23 protein-coding genes are annotated in these 18,926 nt (G+C 59.1%); 14 read left to right on the top strand and 9 right to left on the bottom strand.

From position 1 onward, the window contains the following. The first annotated feature begins 87 nt into the window (after positions 1 to 87). The 9 genes from KUV52_RS00405 to KUV52_RS00375 all read left to right on the top strand — a co-directional run bounded on the left by KUV52_RS00405 (position 88) and on the right by KUV52_RS00375 (position 5,712). The gene (locus KUV52_RS00405) at positions 88 to 1,113 is read left to right on the top strand and encodes an AraC family transcriptional regulator (RefSeq protein WP_222523962.1); all 1,026 of its coding nucleotides are present in this window, start codon (positions 88 to 90) and stop codon (positions 1,111 to 1,113) included. Beyond that, complete coding sequence (locus KUV52_RS00400; protein WP_261389809.1) at positions 1,113 to 1,451, top strand: cupin domain-containing protein; 339 nt, start codon at positions 1,113 to 1,115, stop codon at positions 1,449 to 1,451. Before KUV52_RS00405 ends, KUV52_RS00400 begins: the two co-directional genes overlap by 1 nt. A 321-nt stretch (positions 1,452 to 1,772) precedes the next feature. Then, entirely contained in the window at positions 1,773 to 1,904 is a 132-nt protein-coding gene (locus KUV52_RS18770) for a hypothetical protein (protein WP_261389808.1), read from the top strand. A gap of 119 nt (positions 1,905 to 2,023) precedes the next feature. After that, complete coding sequence (locus tag KUV52_RS18765) at positions 2,024 to 2,146, top strand: hypothetical protein (RefSeq protein ID WP_261389807.1); 123 nt, start codon at positions 2,024 to 2,026, stop codon at positions 2,144 to 2,146. 209 nt (positions 2,147 to 2,355) lie between these two features. Continuing rightward, entirely contained in the window at positions 2,356 to 2,931 is a 576-nt protein-coding gene (yeiP, locus tag KUV52_RS00395; RefSeq protein ID WP_222524070.1) for an elongation factor P-like protein YeiP, read from the top strand. A gap of 192 nt (positions 2,932 to 3,123) precedes the next feature. Then, on the top strand, positions 3,124 to 3,660 hold the full coding sequence (locus tag KUV52_RS00390) for a nuclear transport factor 2 family protein (RefSeq protein WP_222523960.1): 537 nt from the start codon (positions 3,124 to 3,126) through the stop codon (positions 3,658 to 3,660). 236 nt (positions 3,661 to 3,896) lie between these two features. After that, a complete protein-coding gene (locus KUV52_RS00385) occupies positions 3,897 to 4,496 on the top strand; it encodes a hypothetical protein (RefSeq protein WP_222523959.1) in 600 nt (199 codons plus the stop codon). After that, positions 4,489 to 4,674, top strand: coding sequence for a hypothetical protein (locus KUV52_RS00380; RefSeq protein ID WP_222523958.1), 186 nt, complete (start codon positions 4,489 to 4,491; stop codon positions 4,672 to 4,674). The genes KUV52_RS00385 and KUV52_RS00380 overlap by 8 nt, the downstream gene beginning before the upstream one ends. A gap of 198 nt (positions 4,675 to 4,872) precedes the next feature. Then, positions 4,873 to 5,712 (top strand): 23S rRNA (adenine(2030)-N(6))-methyltransferase RlmJ, encoded by an 840-nt coding sequence (locus KUV52_RS00375; RefSeq protein WP_222523957.1) that lies wholly within the window; start codon positions 4,873 to 4,875, stop codon positions 5,710 to 5,712. Between the two features lie 60 nt (positions 5,713 to 5,772). Here KUV52_RS00375 and KUV52_RS00370 read toward each other — a convergent pair whose 3' ends face one another. After that, entirely contained in the window at positions 5,773 to 7,164 is a 1,392-nt protein-coding gene (locus KUV52_RS00370; protein ID WP_222523956.1) for a methyl-accepting chemotaxis protein, read from the bottom strand. A gap of 382 nt (positions 7,165 to 7,546) precedes the next feature. Between KUV52_RS00370 and KUV52_RS00365 the strand changes: the two genes are divergently transcribed. The 4 genes from KUV52_RS00365 to KUV52_RS00350 all read left to right on the top strand — a co-directional run bounded on the left by KUV52_RS00365 (position 7,547) and on the right by KUV52_RS00350 (position 9,662). Continuing rightward, positions 7,547 to 7,996: a hypothetical protein gene (locus KUV52_RS00365; RefSeq protein WP_222523955.1), complete on the top strand. Its 450-nt coding sequence runs from the start codon at positions 7,547 to 7,549 to the stop codon at positions 7,994 to 7,996. A gap of 122 nt (positions 7,997 to 8,118) precedes the next feature. Next, positions 8,119 to 8,352 (top strand): hypothetical protein, encoded by a 234-nt coding sequence (locus KUV52_RS00360; protein ID WP_222523954.1) that lies wholly within the window; start codon positions 8,119 to 8,121, stop codon positions 8,350 to 8,352. Between the two features lie 80 nt (positions 8,353 to 8,432). Next, the gene (locus tag KUV52_RS00355) at positions 8,433 to 8,972 is read left to right on the top strand and encodes a hydrolase (RefSeq protein ID WP_222523953.1); all 540 of its coding nucleotides are present in this window, start codon (positions 8,433 to 8,435) and stop codon (positions 8,970 to 8,972) included. 72 nt (positions 8,973 to 9,044) lie between these two features. After that, on the top strand, positions 9,045 to 9,662 hold the full coding sequence (locus KUV52_RS00350) for a hypothetical protein (RefSeq protein ID WP_222523952.1): 618 nt from the start codon (positions 9,045 to 9,047) through the stop codon (positions 9,660 to 9,662). A 5-nt stretch (positions 9,663 to 9,667) separates the two neighbouring features. On the opposite strand, the gene KUV52_RS00345 is transcribed toward KUV52_RS00350, so the two are convergent. The 7 genes from KUV52_RS00345 to KUV52_RS00315 form a co-directional block, all read right to left on the bottom strand. Further along, the gene (locus KUV52_RS00345; protein ID WP_222523951.1) at positions 9,668 to 10,519 is read right to left on the bottom strand and encodes a TolB family protein; all 852 of its coding nucleotides are present in this window, start codon (positions 10,517 to 10,519) and stop codon (positions 9,668 to 9,670) included. A gap of 126 nt (positions 10,520 to 10,645) precedes the next feature. Beyond that, positions 10,646 to 13,048, bottom strand: a complete 2,403-nt coding sequence (locus tag KUV52_RS00340; protein WP_222523950.1) for a hypothetical protein — start codon at positions 13,046 to 13,048, stop codon at positions 10,646 to 10,648. Positions 13,049 to 13,157: 109 nt separating this feature from the next. Further along, complete coding sequence (locus KUV52_RS00335; protein ID WP_222523949.1) at positions 13,158 to 13,823, bottom strand: helix-turn-helix transcriptional regulator; 666 nt, start codon at positions 13,821 to 13,823, stop codon at positions 13,158 to 13,160. 80 nt (positions 13,824 to 13,903) lie between these two features. Continuing rightward, positions 13,904 to 14,572 (bottom strand): M15 family metallopeptidase, encoded by a 669-nt coding sequence (locus KUV52_RS00330; protein WP_222523948.1) that lies wholly within the window; start codon positions 14,570 to 14,572, stop codon positions 13,904 to 13,906. Then, complete coding sequence (dapE, locus tag KUV52_RS00325) at positions 14,566 to 15,699, bottom strand: succinyl-diaminopimelate desuccinylase (protein ID WP_222523947.1); 1,134 nt, start codon at positions 15,697 to 15,699, stop codon at positions 14,566 to 14,568. Before dapE ends, KUV52_RS00330 begins: the two co-directional genes overlap by 7 nt. Further along, entirely contained in the window at positions 15,692 to 16,042 is a 351-nt protein-coding gene (locus tag KUV52_RS00320; RefSeq protein WP_222523946.1) for an ArsC family reductase, read from the bottom strand. Before KUV52_RS00320 ends, dapE begins: the two co-directional genes overlap by 8 nt. Positions 16,043 to 16,141: 99 nt before the next feature. Further along, positions 16,142 to 16,981, bottom strand: coding sequence for a universal stress protein (locus KUV52_RS00315; protein WP_222523945.1), 840 nt, complete (start codon positions 16,979 to 16,981; stop codon positions 16,142 to 16,144). Positions 16,982 to 17,238: 257 nt separating this feature from the next. Here KUV52_RS00315 and torR point away from each other — a divergent pair, with 257 nt between their 5' ends. After that, positions 17,239 to 17,958, top strand: a complete 720-nt coding sequence (gene torR / locus KUV52_RS00310) for a two-component system response regulator TorR (protein ID WP_222523944.1) — start codon at positions 17,239 to 17,241, stop codon at positions 17,956 to 17,958. Here the strand turns inward: torR and torT are convergent. Further along, on the bottom strand, positions 17,928 to 18,845 hold the full coding sequence (torT, locus tag KUV52_RS00305; protein ID WP_222523943.1) for a TMAO reductase system periplasmic protein TorT: 918 nt from the start codon (positions 18,843 to 18,845) through the stop codon (positions 17,928 to 17,930). The genes torR and torT overlap by 31 nt on opposite strands. Positions 18,846 to 18,926: the final 81 nt, after the last annotated feature.

The raw sequence follows: 18,926 nt of genomic DNA, 5'->3' as shown, positions 1-18,926 counted from the left end.
GTACCTTGGAGCCCAGATAGGAGAGCCACCAAGTCACACACGCAATCGGATGAGTGGCCAGAGAATATGACGAGGGAACGCGAGGTCATGACGCTTGGAAGTTGCGCCATCCCGGCGGTACTTCAGTACCTGGACTGGGCAGAGGCCCATGGCATAGCCCGTGTGAGTTTGCTGGCGCGGGCGGGGATCGATGACGCCCTGTTGTCTCAGCCGGAAGCGCGCCTGAGCGGGGAGCAGTTTCAGACGCTGCTGCTGGCATTGGCTCAGATGAGCGGCGAGGACACCTTTGGTCTGCAATCGGCACAGTTTGTTCAGCCCGGCTCTTACTCGGTGCTGGGCTACATCGCCATGAACAGCGATACCCTGGAGGAAGCGCTGGAGCGGGCCATGCCGTTCGAGAAGCTGGTGGGGGACATGGGGCGCTCCGACTGGCGTTTTGATCAGGATGGCGCCACCCTGCGCTGGCACTGCCAGTATGACCATCCCAACGTGGTGCCCCAGATGGTGGACAATGTGCTGGCCAGTTGGACCGGCTTTGCCCGGGCGCTGTTGGGCCAGGAGGATGCCTCACCCAGTTGGGTGCGGCTCAGACGGTCCGCGCCCCGCGACGGTGGTGCAGCCCATCGGGCCTGGTTTGGTGCGCCGGTTCAGTTTGATGCCAAAGAGGATGCCATCGGCATCCCACCCGTGCTGTTGAAACGTCCCGTGGTTCGTCCTGATCCTCAATTGTTGCCAGTACTGGAGCAGCATGCCCGACGACGGCTGCAGGCCCTGGAGCAGCAGGATGACCTGCCGATGCGGGTTCGGGCGTTGATCCACGCCGCGTTGGAAACCGGCCCGGTCCGCCGGGACCACATCGCGGAGGCCCTGGGGCTCAGCGAGAAAACCCTGCAGCGACGGCTGGCCCAGTGCCAGACCCAGTATCAGACCGAGTTGGATACGGTGCGACTGAGCATTGCCAAGCGGACGCTGAGAGAGGGGGAGCAATCGGTGGCTGATCTGGCGCTGCGGCTGGGGTTCAGTGATGTGCGTTCATTCCAGCGCCGGTTTAAGCAGTGGACCGGGCAGGGGCCGGGAGCCTACCGGCAAGCCGCCCGGGAGGAGCAGTGTTGATGCAATCAGGCAATCTGAAGTCGGGACTTCCGACACTGACCAGTGCGGATCCTGAGTGGTTTGATACCCTTGTTCGCACCCCAAATGCCCGGGTGGAGCGGATACTGAGCCTGGGTCAGACGACCCCGCAAGGGCAGTGGTACGATCAAACGGACGATGAGTTTGTGGTGCTGCTTGAGGGGGCGGCCCGGTTGCAGATAGAGGGCGAATCTGAGGAGCGGGCTTTGCAGTCGGGGGATTGGCTGATGCTGCCGGCTCACTGCCGCCATCGGGTGACCTGGACCGACCCGGAGCGTCCAACGCTCTGGTTGGCGCTGCACCTGACGCCGAAGCCCTAAAACGAGACAAGGCCGGATTGTGGGGGTCCGGCCTTATTGGGAGCATTGCCAATCCAAATCGGTAAGGTGCAGTTACCGTTTCGAGCAATGTTGAACCCAGTCTGGTCGGATCTGACACCGCTGTCAAATTGCCCCGATATTTTTTTATGAAAAAATTGTCTTAAGCAAGTAACTGTTCTGATTCCCTTCCATTGGAAATTCCGCAGGGATTGGTCTACCAGCGCCGTTTTGAGGCCTTTTTAACCACTCTGACCACTGTTATGATGCCCGGCACATTCATCTCTGAACCGGGTTCGCGCCTGGCTTTCCGAAGGAGTCTTCATGTTAGAAACCGGCCTTATCCTGGCCCTGTCGGCCGGGCTGGTGGTGCTCTTTCGGCCTGTGCTCAGTCTGATCTGGGCGTTCTTTATCGACTATCTGGAACGGAAGTTTAGTCAGAAAATCGATGATTAACGGTGGACCCGGTGTCCACTCGCGAATGCGAATGAGAGTAAAGGTAAGCGGCGTCTTCGAAGCGAGGCTACGCTTTTAGACTAAAGTCGTAGATGGCTCGTACGGCAGTGGGAGGCGATATGGTGACAGTGTGCCTGGTAGTATCCGCTCTGATGGTTCCCGTGGTTCGGCCCGTTGTGGATCGCACCATCGATAAACTGGCTGAACGGATGGCGGAGAATCAGCGCTCCCGCGACGACTGATTCGGCCGTCTGCCTCCACGGAGCGGAGGCGTCTGTTTTACCCTCTTTCTCGCTCTAACCCCTTCGGCCACTCATCCCCCCTGGCCCATCGCCCCCTTCTCAATGGGCGCACAAGCGCGCATTCAGACCGGTTTCGACGCACAAAAGCTTGTCTAAAATCCAGTTAGTGGTAGTTTGCCTGACAGTGCGTTAACTGAGATTGAATGACCATGCCGAAGGCCAGTGAAATTAAGAAAAATGCCGTTATCGAACATGACGGCAAAGTCTATTTCGTTAAAGACATCACCAAGCTGACTCCCAGCGGTCGTGGCGGTAACAGCCTGTACCGCATGCGCCTGTACGATGTGGCTACCGGCATTAAGGCCGACGAGAGCTTCAAAGCGGAAGAGATGATCAACCTGGCGGACTTCAGCCGTCGTCAGGTGAGCTTCTCCTACGTGGACGGTGATGAGTACGTCTTTATGGACAATGAAGACTACACCCCGTTCAGCTTCAACAAAGAGACCATCGCGGAAGAGCTGATGTTCATCACCGAAGAGACCAAAGGTCTGCAGGTGCTGGTGGTGGCGGACAGCCCGGTCGCCATTGAACTGCCGACCACCGTTGACCTGGTGATCACCGAAACCGATCCCTCCATCAAAGGCGCTTCGGCCACCGCCCGCACCAAGCCGGCCACCCTGAGCACCGGTCTGGTGGTGCAGGTGCCCGAGTACATCAGCACCGGTGAGCGCATCAAGGTGAACTGCGCCGAATCCCGCTTTATGAGCCGCGCTGACGACAAGTGATGGTCACCGCCTGAACCTCAAAAGCCCGACACAGTGTGTCGGGCTTTTTTGTTCGCCATTGCCTCGCAGGGAGATCTCCGAAGCAGGGCCAATTTCATCAATGTTGTTCAGATGCCTGAAAAGGGCATCTGAACAACTCCGCCGTGGCTACACTTTTGATTCTCAACTCCGTTTTTTGAATTGGAGCCGACCATGACCATCCGCGCCGCTGTTGCTGTTCTTTTGACTCTGCTGTTCTGCGTGCCCTCGAACGCACTGGCTGAGAGCGATTCCAGTCGCCTTAATCAGGAGCGCAAAGTAATAGGTAGATCCCTGCTTGAGATGCAGGCCGCCAATTGGCAAGCCTTACTGCCCTATTACAGTGAGGATGTGGAGTATCACGACCCCGTGGTGACTGTGCAGGGCATTGAGGCGATGGGCGGCTTTCTGGCCCGCCTGTTTGCTCAGAGCCCGGATCTGGTGACGCTGATCGAAGAGGAAACCTGCATCAATGGGATCTACAGCGCCAGTTGGCTTATGGAGGGAAGCTTCGCCGGTGTGCCATACCGGGCCAAAGGGATGTCCATCATTAAATTCCGGGATAGGGGGACTCAGGTCTACTACCAGCGGGATTACTACAGTGAGGGAGACATCATGTTGCAGATCCCCGGACTGGCGGAGCCCACTGCGGCGTTCCGGGATTATTACCGCTGTGCAGTGGATCCTACGGCATTCTGCCCGCCGCAATAAATTGAATTGATTCGCCACTCACAAACAGCCTTGAACGGCCGGGATATCCTCTCTGGCCGTTTTTGCTATTTGCCAACTGCATACCGTGAAGGTTGATCACAGACAAAGATTCCGGGGCGCAGCGCGTTATGTTGAGAAGCAGGGGGGAAGAGCAGGAAGTGGGAGGCAACCCCGGTGTTTTTTTAAGCCGTGGTCCCCCTTTTCGGGGGAAAGTGCTTTGGGCAAAGGAGGGAATCATGCCACGCCAACCATACCGACTCGCCAATCTTTTGCTGCTCAGTCTGGCCCTGATGTTTGGGGCGACGCCTTTCAGCGCCGAAGCGGGCGCCTGCCAGCGTTCCAGCTTCGAAAAACTCGATGACTACCGTTTTCGCATCCTGAAAAAGTACGAGCGGGCCGGAGAGCGCCTGATGGAGATTGAGGAGCGCTTCCCGGCGCTGTACTCACAGATTGAAGGTGACTTCACTCTGGATGTGATGGCCCGGTACTTTCTTCAGGCGGATAAGCGCGATGAGTTTTCCCATCAGCGGGGGCTGGTGGATGAACTTCTGAATGATCTGGAAGAGGTTGAGACTCTGGTGGACAGTGCCACAGAGATGGGGGGCAATCTGAAGAAGCTTGGTGCCCTGTTATCTGAGTCGTGCCAGCAGGCTGGCGCGTCCGCTGACATCATTGACCTGGCTGACCGGTTCGAGGGGGAGGGGTTTGCCCTGGGGCACGCCGAAGCGCGACCCTACTACGACATCATCAATGATTTTGAGGCGGAGTTGAAAGAGGAGCAAACCCTGCTGCGCCAGGTCCGCAACCGGATGCCTGAAGGGGCGTTCCGTGACTGAGGGGCAACCGGATGACACCGGCGGGCCAGTGAGCCGCGAAGCATTGATTCAGTTACTGGAGGATCTGCGCGGAGAGCTTCACTTTCGTGGAGTGGAACGGGAGCAGCGCCTGATGCGTCGTGTTGAGGCGATGCTGGGGCGCCTCAGAGGTGATCGCGAGGCGCTTTCACCGGATTGATGGGAGACCGGGATGGCCACCTCCATGCGGTAGCGCACACCGGAGAGGATTGTGCGCATCATCCCGGCCTCGTACTGGATACGCGGCAGGAGGGCGCCCGGTTTTCCGCTGAGGCCGGGCGGAAGAGGCAAAAAGTTCGGCGCGTTGCGCCCGCTTCGGTGATAATAGGCGCCTAGCAACGAGTTGAAGTGATCCCCCATGCTTTCCTATCGCCACAGTTACCACGCCGGAAACCACGCCGACGTTCTGAAACACTGCGTTCAGTCTCTGATCCTGGAAGCCCTTAAAGGCAAGGATAAGGCCTTTGTGTACCACGACACCCACTCCGGAGCAGGTCGCTATGACCTGAACGACGAGCACGCTGAGAAAACCGGCGAGTATGTGGATGGCATTGGCCGTTTGTGGGGCGAGGATTGCCCGCAAGTGCTGCACCCCTACCTGAAGGCGGTGAAAGCGCTGAACCCCAATGGCAACCTGCGCTACTACCCGGGTAGCCCATTATTGGCCGGCGCGCTGATCCGTCCCCAGGACCGCATGATGCTGACGGAACTGCATCCCTCGGATCACCCCCGTCTGGTGCAGGAGTTTGCCGGTGACCGACGGGTTCGTATCGCCCGCGAAGATGGCTACCAGTGCCTGAAGGCCAACCTGCCGCCGAAAGAGCGTCGTGGGGTGGTATTGATCGACCCGCCTTACGAACTGAAGGATGAATACCGGGATCTGGTCAAAGGGGTGCAGGAAGCGGCGAAACGCTGGGCCACCGGCACTTATGCTCTGTGGTATCCGGTTGTGTTCCGTAAGGACATTGAGTTTGTTGAGCGTCGCCTCAAGGCATCTGGCATCCGCAAAATCCTGAAGATTGAACTTCGGGTGAAGGGCGACAACGCCGAGCGAGGCATGACCGGCTCCGGTATGATCGTTATCAATCCGCCCTGGAAGCTGGAAAGCCAGATGGCAGAGTTGCTGCCCTATCTGAAAGATAAACTGGCTCAGTCTCCGCAGGCCGGTTACACCCTGGAGTGGCTGGTTGGGGAGTGATTTTCCCCTGAGACAGAAAGGGCGCCCTCTGGCGCCCTTTCTTTTTGCCCGTTTGGACGGTCAGCTTTTCAGACCCTTAATCAGCGCATCCAGCTTTTCGGCCTGACCGTTCAACTGAACAATCTGACTGACCGCCTGTTGGATCTGCTCACCAATGGCACTGCCGTGCTGGCGGATCTGGTCAATGTTGGCCACCAGAGTGCTGGCAACGCCGCTTTGCTGCTCAGCGGCGGTGGCGATCTCCGTGCTGCGCAGCGCAAGATCCTGGTTGCGTTCGCTGATCTGCAGGATCTGCTCTGCCACCTTACCCATCAGTTCACCGCTTTGCGTAGCGTTATCGACGGTACGCTCCATCACATCCACCAGTTGGGCACGACCATTCTGCAGGGTCTCCATCATCCCCTGAATCGCGACGGTGGCCTCCTGGGTGCGGCCAGCCAGAGTGCGAACCTCATCCGCCACCACGGCAAAACCGCGACCCTGTTCACCGGCCCGGGCCGCTTCAATAGCGGCATTGAGCGCCAGCAGGTTGGTCTGTTCCGAGATGGCGTTGATGCTGGTGAGCACCTGATTGATCTGGTTGATGTTCTGTTCCAGCTGCGTGACCGCCAGAGCTGCTTCTCCCACTTCACCCTGAAGCGTGTTGAGGCTGTGCTGGGTCTGGGACAGCTGGTCCTGACCTGCCTGTGCGGCGGTGGCGGCAGCCTGAGTGCTCTGCGAGGAGGTGACGGCGTGGCTGGCCACTTCGCGGATGGAGTACTCCATCTCCTCGGAGGCGCTGACCAGACTGTCCAGCTGCACACCCTGCTCCTGAGAGAGAGACCGGGAACTGTGGCTCATCTCTGTCAGCTCTGCGCTCAGACTCTGCATCAAGCCGCCCGCCAGTTTCATCTCCTTGACCAGACTCTGCTCCCGCTCCGCCACTTTATCGATGGTGACGGCGATCTGGCTGAACTCATCCCGCACCGGGAAGAAGTTGAGACGGGCGGTGAGGTCTCCTTCGGCCAACCGGTTCAGGGCCGAGTTCATGGTGAACATCGCCCCTCCGATAAAGGTCATGATGTAGTAGGTCACCATGGCGCACAGCAGCACCGCCAGGCCAATCATCACCAGTACACCGGGGGTGAACAGATCAAACAGACCGGGCTCGGTCACCATGGAGAGGCGTTGTCCGGAGGCAAGCGTGATTCCATGGGTCCCTTCACCCAGCTGAAACGGACTGCCCGAGAGCCATTGCTCTGCGTCTGCCTCAGGCTGAAGATTTAGCTGAGCGGCGATCCAGCTCTGCTGAGTTTTCAGCTCCGACAGCATGTGCTGCTGAGCCTGGTACGCCATGACGGCAATGCTCAGAAACAGTGTCAGCAGAGGAATAAAGAAGACCAGGAGAAACTTCTCCCTGAGGGTGAGATGGATCAGCAGACGGTCGATCCAGCGAAACGCGATTTCTTTCATCGGTAACTCGGTTCCTTCCGATGGGACTACGCGGGCATTATGGAGTGAACGGTGAGTAAAAAAAAGCAGCCAACTCGCAACTTAAGTAAGAAAGCTGTTGGTCGGGTTAACAAATGGCCAACGGGTGACAGTGGCGCCAAATCTGAAGCGGTAGACAGAGAAAAAAAAGGCCCCAGCAGATTGGGGCCAAAGGGGTTGTCAAAGCATTCGATGGATACTGGCGACCAGGGGGAAGCGGGATCCAATCGGTGAGTGAATGGTCACGTGTTGCTGTGGCAGAGCGGTGACAGTGGGATGTCGGTTCGATGAAACCGGGGCTAAGGCCTTGACTCAATTTGGCATCTATACTGCGAAAGTATCCGACCTGTAACGGAGATCCGCCATGAACGACTCTTCCTGGACCACGCTGGGCTTGATCATCGCTGGCACTCTGGCTCTGTTGTTGCTTACCTGGGTTCTGATCATCCTGAAACGGGACCGCTCCCATGAGAAGGAGGAGCAACTGCGCTCCGATGCCGCAGTGGACTCCGCGCTGAATCGGCTGCTGTCGGCATACGATGAAGCGATAGGGATGCCAACCGATGCGGCGGTCTACGCCGTGGAGCAGCGATTGAAGGACTTGTTGTTGGTGGTGGTCTCCTTTGAAGAGGTGGATGAGGATTTTAAGACATTGCCTCAGGCCCTGGAGGACGCGTTGGTCACCATTGAGGGGCTACCGGGTCAGGAGGAGGAGGTTCGGCGGGAACAACTGCAAGCGGATAAAGAAAGGCTCAGCCAGTATCACCAGCAGTTTGAACAAATTTTATCGTCAAAATCTGAGCGATCTCACTGAATTGATAATCAATCGGCCGGTCCGCTTGATGGTCAGTTACGCCTGTGTTTTGATTTAGATCAAAGTCGAATGGCCTATCAGTCCCATTTGTGATTGACACAAAACCGATCGTGATGAAACCGATGAAACCCATTTTGCTCTGGCTGAGCCGTGTACTGCTGCTTCTGCTGGCCACCGCAGGACTCTGCTTCGTTCTGCGTATCTCCTTTGGCGTCCTCAGTGCGCCGAGCCTATTGGCAATCATGTGCCTTGGTTTGGTTGTGGGCGTTTTCTGGGCCGAGCGTCAGCGTTTGGCCGCCCGCCGTATTGCGTTAAGCAAACTGTTCGTGATGCCGGTGGCCAATACCCCCTCCTGAGTCGCTGGACCAAAGTCTCATCCTGTCGTGGATCCGTTCATGGCAAAGTGGGAGCCCATGCCAATCCGGAGGGGCTCCCCATGCTGAATGTTGACCATACCGCGCTGGTGCTGATTGATGTGCAGGGCCGACTTGCTCGCGCCATGCACGACAGCGAACCGCTTATCTCCCGTATCCGCTGTCTTATTCAGGGCTTGCAGGCCCTGGAGGTTCCGGTCGTCTGGGTTGAGCAATATCCTGAAGGCCTGGGCCCCACCATCCCGGAAGTGGCGGACCTGCTGACGGGCCAGAGCCCCATCTCCAAGCTCAGTTTCGGTTGTGGCGAGAGCCGCGAAGTGATGGCCGAAATTGAACGCCTCGGCAGACGCCAACTGCTTCTTTGTGGCATCGAGAGCCATGTCTGTGTCTACCAGTCCGCCGCCCAGTTCCTGAACCGAGAGTATGAAGTGCAGGTGGTGGCGGATGCGGTCAGTGCCCGCACCACCCACAACCATCAACTGGGTCTGAACCGAATGGCCAGTTTGGGTGCCCATATCACTTCCGTTGAGATGGTTCTGTTTGAGTTGATGGGCCGCTGCGATCACCCCCAGTTCAAAACCCTGCTCAAGTTGGTTAAGTAAGTCATAGAACCGAAATTAACAACCTGTTAACGTGTCGTTTTGGCTTAAAAGTAAACGACATAGGAGCAGGGAATGCTGATCATTTGGCGAGGTCTGGGCTGGCTGGTGCCCATCCTGGTGGCGGCGGTGTTTATCGGGTCACAACTGGTGCTGGACAGCCTGTTTGGCGAGGGAACTTACCGCGGTGACGGCTGGCCGGTTTGGCTGACCATTGCCATCGCCTCGATTTGCATTGGGGTCTTTGGATGGATGGTCAACCGCCATCAGGGAGAGGGGCCCCGTCCTCCCCAGCACGCCCTGTTCTTTGTGCCGGTTCAGTACTGGGCCGTGCTGCTCCCTCTGCTGTTTGGCGGCTTCCAATATATGGATGCCCGCAACCAAGAGGAAAATGCCCTCTATGTTACTGAGCCCCAGGTGGGGGATCGTTACCTGATGGACTTCCGCAACGCCTTTGAAGATGTGGACCCGGACTACCCCTATGGCGCGATGAAGGTGGTGGCGGTCAACAGCACAGGAGTCAAAGTAGTGCTGTCTGAGTACATGTTTGAGTTGCGCGCTGGCATCCGTGAGGCGCTGAACGAAAACAAGGAGGAGGGGCGCTTTAATGAAGAGGCGAGTTTCCACTTCGCCTTTGAGGAGATCGAAGCGCTGGTTGCTTCCGAGGAGATCTTCGACGTCCAGCGCTTCTGAAGACGTTACAGTCCGACTACGGCCAGATAGCGCCCGTCCGGGCTGATGGCCAGGCGACCGATGGTGCCCACGCCAAATGAGGCGAGGTCCGCTATCGGTTGCCACTGATTCTCGCTGTCCCAGCGCCACAACTCGCTGCCAATCCCCATCCAGATCCGGCCCTGCTGGTCCCAGGTGTAATCCTCGCTCGCTTTGTCGATGCGGGTAATGGGGCGAATGGCGCCGGTCGCCGGGTGATAGCCTTTGATCACCCAATCTCCATCCACCTGCTTGTGCAGGAAGCTGAACTCCTCACTGCCGGGAATGGCGTGCAGGCTGCGGCCGACGCTGGCGCTGACAAAGTGGCGCTCATCCGCCTGTTCACCCCAGGGTTCAAAGTAGAGGTGGTAACCGTAACGGGCCCAAAGCAGGGTCCCCTGGCCGTGGCGCTGGGCATAGTAGCCGGCAGGGATGTAGCTGTTGACGGCCCGCTGTCGCGCCTGACCATCCTGCTGTCGCCATACGCTCTGGTGGGGCACGCCCTGTTCCACCACGTAGGTGATCTCATCCGTAATCTGTCCCGGTTGCGGGGAAAACTCGCTTTCCGAGGGTGTATTGGTGAGGTTGGTGGTGGCGCCACTGGCGAGGTCAAAGCGGAAGATGTCCATCTGTCCGCCTGCCCGATCGGAGCTGAACAACAGCGCCTTGCTGTCTGCGGTGAAGGCGGGTTGATTGTTATAGCCACGCTTGTCGCTGACCGCCGTGTGAGAGGTCGGTTTGTCCTGCTCCAGTGTGAGTAGGTGGAGCTGATAATCCTGAGCCCAGGCCGTGCCAGCCATCAGTAGGGAGATCAGGGGAAGAGTGTGAGTGAAGCGCATCCGTGGCCTCTTATTGTTGTGTTATCGGGAGGTTGCAAGCTAACAGGCGGAACCTGCGGTCGCAAGGGTTGGCCCTTTGCCTGAAGGGCACCGCCCACAGAGCGTGGGCGGTGGTGGGGTGGGTGATCAGTTGGCGACCACTGTGACGCCAGCCGGTTTGTTGGGACACTGCTCGAAACGATCCACTACATAGTGCACATACTGGCCGTCACCACCGGTGTTGTTAAAGGTGTCCAGCAGGGTCTTAATGCAGTTGCGTTGGCTGTCTGAACCACTGCTCCACGCGTTGACTGCGGCCTGGATCAGACCATCGCTGCCCATTTCACTGCCGAAGCCACACTGAGGCACGCTGTCCGGCAGGATTAGGGTGACGTGGCTGCCGATGCGGAAATCGACATTGAAGATAAAGGCCAGCAACTGCTGCGCCAGCTGCTCCCTCGGATCCCCATTGGCGTTGGCGTCTATCAGGAAGTGCGAAACCTCATCAAAGGCGCTGATGTCGTTGGGGAAGGGGGACAGCTTCTCATTGTTGAACGCCTGCGCGACCGGGCTGCCATCGCTGAACTCGCCGTCAAAGGGCTCATCCCCGGCGCCAAAGTAACTGCTGGGGCTGCCATAGGGAGCCAGCGGGTGGACATTGCCGTTCAGGTAGCTGTTGAAGCCGGCGATGGTGCTGCCGGTCCCCAGTTTCAGCTCGGCCAGACCATTCTTGTTGTGCCAATAGCCCTTGGTGCTGAACGCGGCTTTGCCGGTGCAACGGTTGAGGTAGACGATCGCCTTGATGATGTCGCTAGCTTCACCGCTGCAAAGTTTGCCATCCTGGTCCAGATAGGCCCGGCCCATGATGGGCGGAGTACGCCCGGCATCGCCACCGGTGCCGACCGCTTCGGAGCAGACATCAAACTTCACTGCGGCGGCGTCCATCAGTGTGGAGGAGTCATCCTCGAAGATCACCAGCGCTTTACCGATAAAGCCGTTCAGCGACTCGGTGACTTCATAGGCGTCGTACAGGCCACCATACTCATTGGGCAGCAACAGGTTGAAGCGATAGAGCCCATTGCTGCCGGTTTTCCGCTCTGCCATGCCGTTGACCAGCAGAGGGTCGGGGGCGGAGCCGGCAAAGAAGCGATCCGCGATCTCCTGGTACAGGTCCCGGATGCGCTGCTGGGCGGCATCGGACTTAATGGTGGGCGGAACCGGCCCGACGCTCTCCAGCAGGTTGGGGGCGTAGGTTAAGGTCACTGGCCAGCCCTGCAGCAACTGGTCCGTGCCCGGCTCATATTGTCCCGGTTGTCCCCGGTCATAGACCTTCATCACCGGAACCTGGGCAAACCCGGTTTCCCCCATGGTGATCACAATCTGCGGGTCAGGATCGTTGATGGCGAGAACGCCCAGCGCTTCAGGCGGGGTGGGAACCGTAAACTCGTTCGCGGTTTGCGGGCCCAGGCCATCATCATCGATGCCGTCCTTACAGACCATCTCCATCACAAAGCGCCGCAGGTAGCCATCCACTTCATCCTCAAGCATCCACCGTCCCGGCTGGGCTTCAAGGATGTCGAAGTCCAGGTATTTGTGGACATAGGCGGATGTGGTGACGTAGAGGCTGTCGGTGTTTTTTGCGGTTTCGCCCGGAGTCCAGCGGTACTGGTCAAGCATCAGCGGGTTCTGCAGATTGCCCAGCAGCTCCTCCAGGGTCACGGTGGTGGGATCCCCCGGGGTTTCGTCAGAGGTGGTCTTCCCTGTGACCACACCGCCAACGGTCAGCTCGTACTGCCAGTCCCAGATGTGGTATTCGCCCAGATCCAGACGGCAGTTCAGATTGGCATCGTGGTAGTTACGCAGGGCGATGATGCCATATTGCGGCCGCCCCTCCTTGACTTTGAAGTTGTCGGTTTTGGAGTAGCGGGGCACAAACCCATGGAACTGCCCCTGAGCGGCAAACTCTTCAGGGCCTTCGGCTTCTTTATCCCCGGTGAACTGACAGGTCGGGGTCATCCAGGTTTTGTAGACGCCACCGGGATTGGGGGTGTCCTCAAAGGGCCAGAGTCGCACCACTTTAGCCCCTTCCCGGGGCGGTTCCCCTTCACCGAAGTCGTCATTCAATAAGTGGGGTACCAACACCTTGCCTCGATACTTGATGGGCTCCCGGCACTCTTCAGGGCCGAGATACTCGGTGATTACGCCGTTTTCCACTTTCACCTCACGGCAGGCGATGCGGTCTTCCGACAGCAGGCGTTTGCCGCTGGGGTCAGTGACCTGGAAGTAATAGTGACCGTCCGGCAGAGCGGCGGCGGAAAGGGGGGCATTGGCTCTTGGACCGCCATCCAGGAAAACGTCCCATTTGGCGGCGTAGCGCACGTTTTCATTAACCACGGTGCCATCCGGCGTGGTGGTGAAAATGGCGCCAAAGATGGAGGTGTCTGGACAGTGCTCATCGGCGCTCACAAGGGGCGTGACACTGGCACCGAACAGGGCGAGCAGAATCGTCAGGGTTGCTGGACGCAACCGCCAAGCTTTGCGGGTTTCCATACTGCACCTCTCGAAAGAACAATCAGCCGAGTGGCTTCTTTAAACCTAGAGAGGCGGGCATGGCGGGACTATGGATAAAACCCCTTACGCCGTTTGGCTTAACCCTCTGTCATAAGGGGCGTTGAGGTGGTAGGGAGGTGGCGTTCAGTACGCGGTTCAGCTGGGTTCTGCGATGGATCCCCAACTTATGGAAAACGGCGGCCAGGTGGGTTTGTACCGTGCGTTCGCTGATTCTGAAGCGATGGGCCACCTCTTTATTGCTGAGACCATGCCGAACCAGATGGGCAACTTCCCGCTCTCGCTCGGTCAGGCATTGCCAGACGCCGTCCTCCTCCGGGTGGAGCGGTTCGGGCGGCAATTGCAGGGCCAGTTTCAATAGCTCGGAAGAGGCACCCCGGGGCAGCCAGAACTCTTTGCTGCTCAGGCTTCGGGCCAGGCGGGTCAGTTCGGCGATCTTCTCCTGTCCGTGCAACCACCCGCGCAGGTTGTGGGCCAGCAGACGATGGATCAGGGACACATCGGGATGGGGCCCCAACAGGAGCAGCCAGGTGTGGTCCGGCAGCAGGCAGCAGTGCGATTCCAACTGCTCTGGCGTAGCCATGTTCTGATGCAGGATCAGCAGGTCCAGTTTGCGATACTGGTGCTCCGGGCTGGAGCGCAGGGTCAGGGGGCGGTGCATCAGGTGGAGCTGGAAAGCCGGGTGTTGCCTGAGCCCTGCGATAAGCGGGATCGTCAGATGCTCAGAGGGTAAGGCAACACCGGTGGAGTAGGGCATCGTGAACTCATGCAGGTCAGGCTTGGCATTGAATTTACGATAATTATAGTCTCCGCGCCGTTTTTGGGACGGGACGAAGACTAAGGCAGAGAGATGCGGTGGCAGTAGCGCTCAATCAAGCCGGGTAACTGGGCCAGTACCGTTTCCTTCAGTGCGAGATCCGCCCCATCCAGCTGCTCTGCCAGGGCGTTGGCGTCGAACTGGCCCAGCGCGGGGACCGATACCGGAGCGAAGCTCAGGTGCCAGGGCTCCGGCGACACCCCGCCCAGCGCCTGTCGGTAGGGTAAAAAGAAGCCGTAACTGGCCAATCGAGGTTGCAACCAGCGACCCAGTTCATGGCAGGGACCACCGGCCTCGTACTCCCAGGGCTCCAGTTTCAGGTCCGCAGGGGAGAGGACACCTGCGTCATACCAGTCCAGGTCTGTGCCCCAGTGGTGACGGGAGGTACCGGGAAGGGCAGACCAGGTCAGAATCGCATCCAGAATGTCCGCATCGCTCATGATCCGAACATCACAGGGATCACCCATGCGGTTGTTCAGAGGGCGAGTGCCCAGGGCTTTGCCATTGAAGATCGCCAGCTGGCGTTCAAAGCTGCGCCAGCCGGAGCAGAGCCCCAGGGTGAAACCGGCAGACCGGGCGTCCGCCACCAGAGCCTGCCACGCCTCGGCGGTCTGCGCTTCCAGTTGGCGATCATCGACGGCCACCAGGTGGCCGTCGTCCAATCCCAGCATCTGGGCCTGAGTCAGCACAACAGCTTCTCCAGCACCTTTTCGTAGCAGTCGGCCAGCAACTCCAGATCCTGCACGCTGACGCACTCGTTGATCTTATGAATGGTGGCGTTGCAGGGGCCTAACTCCACCACCTGAGCCCCGGTCGGCGCGATAAAACGGCCGTCGGAAGTGCCGCCACTGGTGGAGGGTTCGGTGTCGTAGCCGGTCACGTCGCGAATCGCTTCGCAGGTGGCGTCCAGCAGAGCACCGCCACCGGTCAGGAAGGGCTGGCCGTTGTAGGTCCACTTGATGTCGTAATCGAGACCGTAACGGTCAAAGATGTTGTGGACCCGCGCCTCCAGTTCATCGGAGGTTACCTCCGTGCTGTAGCGGAAGTTGAACTGCACATGAAGACTGCCCGGTACCACATTGGGGGCGCCGGTTCCGGCATGGATGTTGGCGATCTGGAAACTGGTGGGCGGGAAGAACTCATTGCCCTTATCCCACTCCATCGCAGACAGCTCGGCCAATGCGGGGGCCGCTTTGTGCACCGGGTTGTCCGCCAGATGAGGGTAGGCGACGTGCCCCTGGATCCCTTTGACGACCACCTCGGCGGTCAGACTGCCGCGGCGACCGTTCTTGATGATGTCGCCCAGCTTGTGGGTGCTGGAGGGTTCGCCCACGATGCACCAGGCGATCTTCTCGTTACGGGCTTCCAGGGTATCGATCACCCGGGTGGTGCCGTTGATAAAGGGCCCCTCTTCGTCGGAGGTGATCAGAAAGGCGATGGAGCCCTGATGATCCGGGTGTTCGGTGACGAATCGCTCCACCGCCACCAGCATGGCGGCCAGAGAGCCTTTCATATCGGCGGCACCGCGGCCATGAAGAATCCCGTCGATCACCGTGGGCTCAAACGGGGGCGTGTGCCATTGGCTGAGATCTCCGGGAGGGACAACGTCGGTATGACCGGCGAAGCAGAACACTGGGCCTTCCGTGCCACGACGGGCCCACAGGTTGGTGGTGTCCTCGAACACCATCGACTCTATGGTGAAGCCAAGGCGGCCGAGAAAAGCGGCCATCATCGCCTGACAACCCGCATCTTCCGGCGTCACCGAAGGGCGGGCGATCAGATCCTTGGCCAGAGCCAGTACTTGAGACTCAGCCATGCTGAGCCACCCACTGGTCATAGTCGGCAGCCTTAAAGCCAACCAGCAGCGCGTCGCCGGATTCGAGCACCGGACGCTTGATGAGAGTGGGGTTGGCGAGCATCAGCTGCTTGGCCTTCGCGGCGTCCAGATCCTGCTTGTCCGCGTCATCCAGCGCGCGCCAGCTTGTGGATCGGGTGTTCAGCAGCGTGGTGTATGGCACCTGACCCAGCCAGCGATTGAGCGTGGCTTCATCCAGACCCGCCTCGCGGAAATCGTGGAAAGTGTGGGGGCAGCCCTTGGCGTCCAGATGCTTGCGGGCTTTGCGGACGGTATCACAGCTTTTGATGCCGTACAGGATCATCCTTTTTGCTCCAGTCAGTAAGTGTCCGGGGCATTGTGACACCCAGGCGCCGGGGCCACAAGGCACCGGGCGTGGCGCAACCTGCTGATACAGGGTGGATTAGGGGATCAGGTACAGGTCGCAAAAGCGCTCGGACATCAGTTGTTCCGTGGTACTTCCGGTGATCTGCCTTTTGAGCAGCCCGCGGGCCACCAACCCCACCACCAGAAGATCGCTCTGGTGGGCCTGGCAGTAATGTGACAGGGCTTCGGCCGGATCCCCCACCAACAGATGCCAATTCAGCCGCTGCAGATGGTGCTTGGCAATAAAGGCCTGTATCACCTGCTGGTGCGTGGACTGAATCATGGCGCGGTACTTGACCATGAAGGAGGGGGTATAGCAACTGTGCACCAGGGTGAGTTGGCCCTTCAGACGCTTGCTGATCGACAGCGCTTTCTGGACAACTTTGCCATCGATGTCGGCAGGCCGATCACTTTTGTGGAAGGGGTCGATCCCGACCACCACATTCGGTGGATGGTGCCAATGGGTTTCACCGAGGATCAGCACCGGGCATTGGCTATGCTCAACCACTCGCCGGTAACGGGCGGGCACCGAAGGCTCCAGACAAAAGAGAATGAGCTTTTCGGAGGCGGGCGCTTGTGCCATCAGATCGGTCAGTGCGCTTTTGCTCCAAACGTATTCCAGAGAGAACCGCTCCCCCTTGGTATTAAGCGGAGCAAACATCGCTTCCGCCCAACGCTCAACCTCACTCCGGTAGGTTTTGGCGGCTGCGGCGAGAGTCTCGTCTTCAAACAGATAGAAGCGTTGAAGGGGCGGCGATTCGGCGTCGATGATCACCCGGCACGCAGTACCGGCCTCGCCCAGCAGAGCGCGCAACTTGGTTTGAATCAGTGCCGGCTCGCCCTTCAACGCGCGCAGAATGATGGTGGTGGGTAACATCCCTGTCTCCTGTGATGGCGGTTTGGTTCCGGCGTGAAGTGCCGGTGCCCAGCGACCCGAATTCCAATAAGTATAGTGAGCATGGGGGGGAGCCAGGCCCAATCCCCGAGCGTTACAACGCCGCTGAATCCATCGGGGTCAGGCGCCAGGGCGGTGCAGTTTTGTGCAGGTGATCACCACTGGCACGATATTGTGGTTGCAACTGGCGGTAAAGCTTTTCAAGATCAGGTTCCGATATAGGCAGATAGGGCGAATCAATGGCTCTGACAGGCAGTCGCATTCTGGTGGTGGAAGATGACAGCGTGACTCAGTTGCGCCACCAGGGCTACTTTCAGCAGGCGGGCTATGACGTCACCGCCGTGTCCAGCGGTGCAGAGATGCGGGCGGCGATGGCGGAGCAGGCGTTCGATCTGGTTCTGTTGGATGTGAATCTGCCGGATGAGGATGGTCTGCAACTGACCCGTGAACTGCGTGGCGATTCCACCGTTGGCATCATTCTGGTCACCGGTCGCAGTGACGCGGTGGATAAGATTGTTGGTCTCGAGATGGGCGCCGATGATTACGTCACCAAACCGGTGGAGATGCGGGAATTGCTGGTGCGGGTGAAGAATCTGCTCTGGCGCATCCATCTGGCTCAGCAGCCGGCACAGTCCGCCAACGCTGGCGCCGAACTGCAGTTTGCCGGCTGGACCCTCAACCTCGCCAATCGCCACCTGTGCCGGGGTGAACAGGAGGTCCGCCTGACGACGGCGGAGTTTGAGTTGCTGACGGCTTTTGCCCGCCACCCCCAGCAGGTTCTGGCCCGGGAGCGTCTGCTGAATCTGGTATCACACCGGGTGGATGCGCCGGACGATCGCACCATCGACGTGCTGGTGCGCCGTTTACGCAGCAAGATGGAGAAGGGGGACGGCATGCCAAAACTGTTCGTGACCGTCCACGGCGAGGGTTATCTGTTCGGCACCACCGTTACATCGTAAACCGGGCGAAAGTCCGGGTCTGACAAGCTGTCCTCAAACCGGCCCAGCGCTTTGGGCGGCTTCAACACCTCAATGCCGGGATCGAGGCGCGCTGGCAGCGTCTCGCCCTTCAGGTGGGCCAATGCCGCGTCCACTGCCATTCTCCCCTGCAGCCGCATCCGGTCACTGTTGGCCATCTCAATTTTGTTTCGCAGCAGTGCCCGGTAGACGCCGTGACTGAGGTAGGTGCTGATCACCCGTGTCTTGAGACCACGGGCCTGGATTTCGTTTACCGCCACTTCTGCCGGAATCGCGCCCGCGATGATCAGGTCCGGTGCCGGGTGACTGGCCAGGTACTCCACCAGTAACTGGCGCTGGCGGGCGACACTATTGCTGCCGTGCAGCGTGGCTTCGATCGCCAACAGCCCCGGTTTCAGATGGTCGGTCAGCCCCTGGCTGAGGAACTGGTTGCCTCCCTGACCTTTGGGGCCAAACATCAGCAGAGTGCGGGTGGGGGCGGTGAAATGGTCGTTGACGTACAGGGCGACGGATTCCCCCATGGCGTACCACTCAACCCCGATGGTGCTGACCACGGTATCCGGCTCCACCTGATTGACCAGCGCCAGAACGGGAAGGGCCACCATGGCATCCCGGATCAACGTCGGAAGCTCGTAGGTGACGCTGCCCAGCAGCACCGCATCGGCGCCCCAGTCGCGGCACTTTTGAAACTGTTCAATCTGCGTGGCCTGATGTTCGTACCCGCCCGCCTCAAAGGTTTTCAGCTCCACCCCAAGGGCTTGAGCCTGCTCCACCATCCCGGCGTTCACGCTCAGCCAGTAGGAATCCTTCAGGTGGGGGTAAAGCGCGCACAGCTTGGCGGGCGCGGCATTCAGCGGGAGCGAGCTCAAACTTAGGCAAAAGATCCAGGCGCATAGGGCAAATCGTGCCACGGCAGTCGACTCAAATTTGGGTACACTGGGCTAGTGTAT

Source organism: Ferrimonas balearica (assembly GCF_019802055.1).
Taxonomy (GTDB): domain Bacteria; phylum Pseudomonadota; class Gammaproteobacteria; order Enterobacterales; family Shewanellaceae; genus Ferrimonas; species Ferrimonas balearica_A.
The sequence above is the reverse complement of the archived record's forward strand: the minus strand, read 5'-3'. Positions and strand labels throughout refer to the sequence as shown.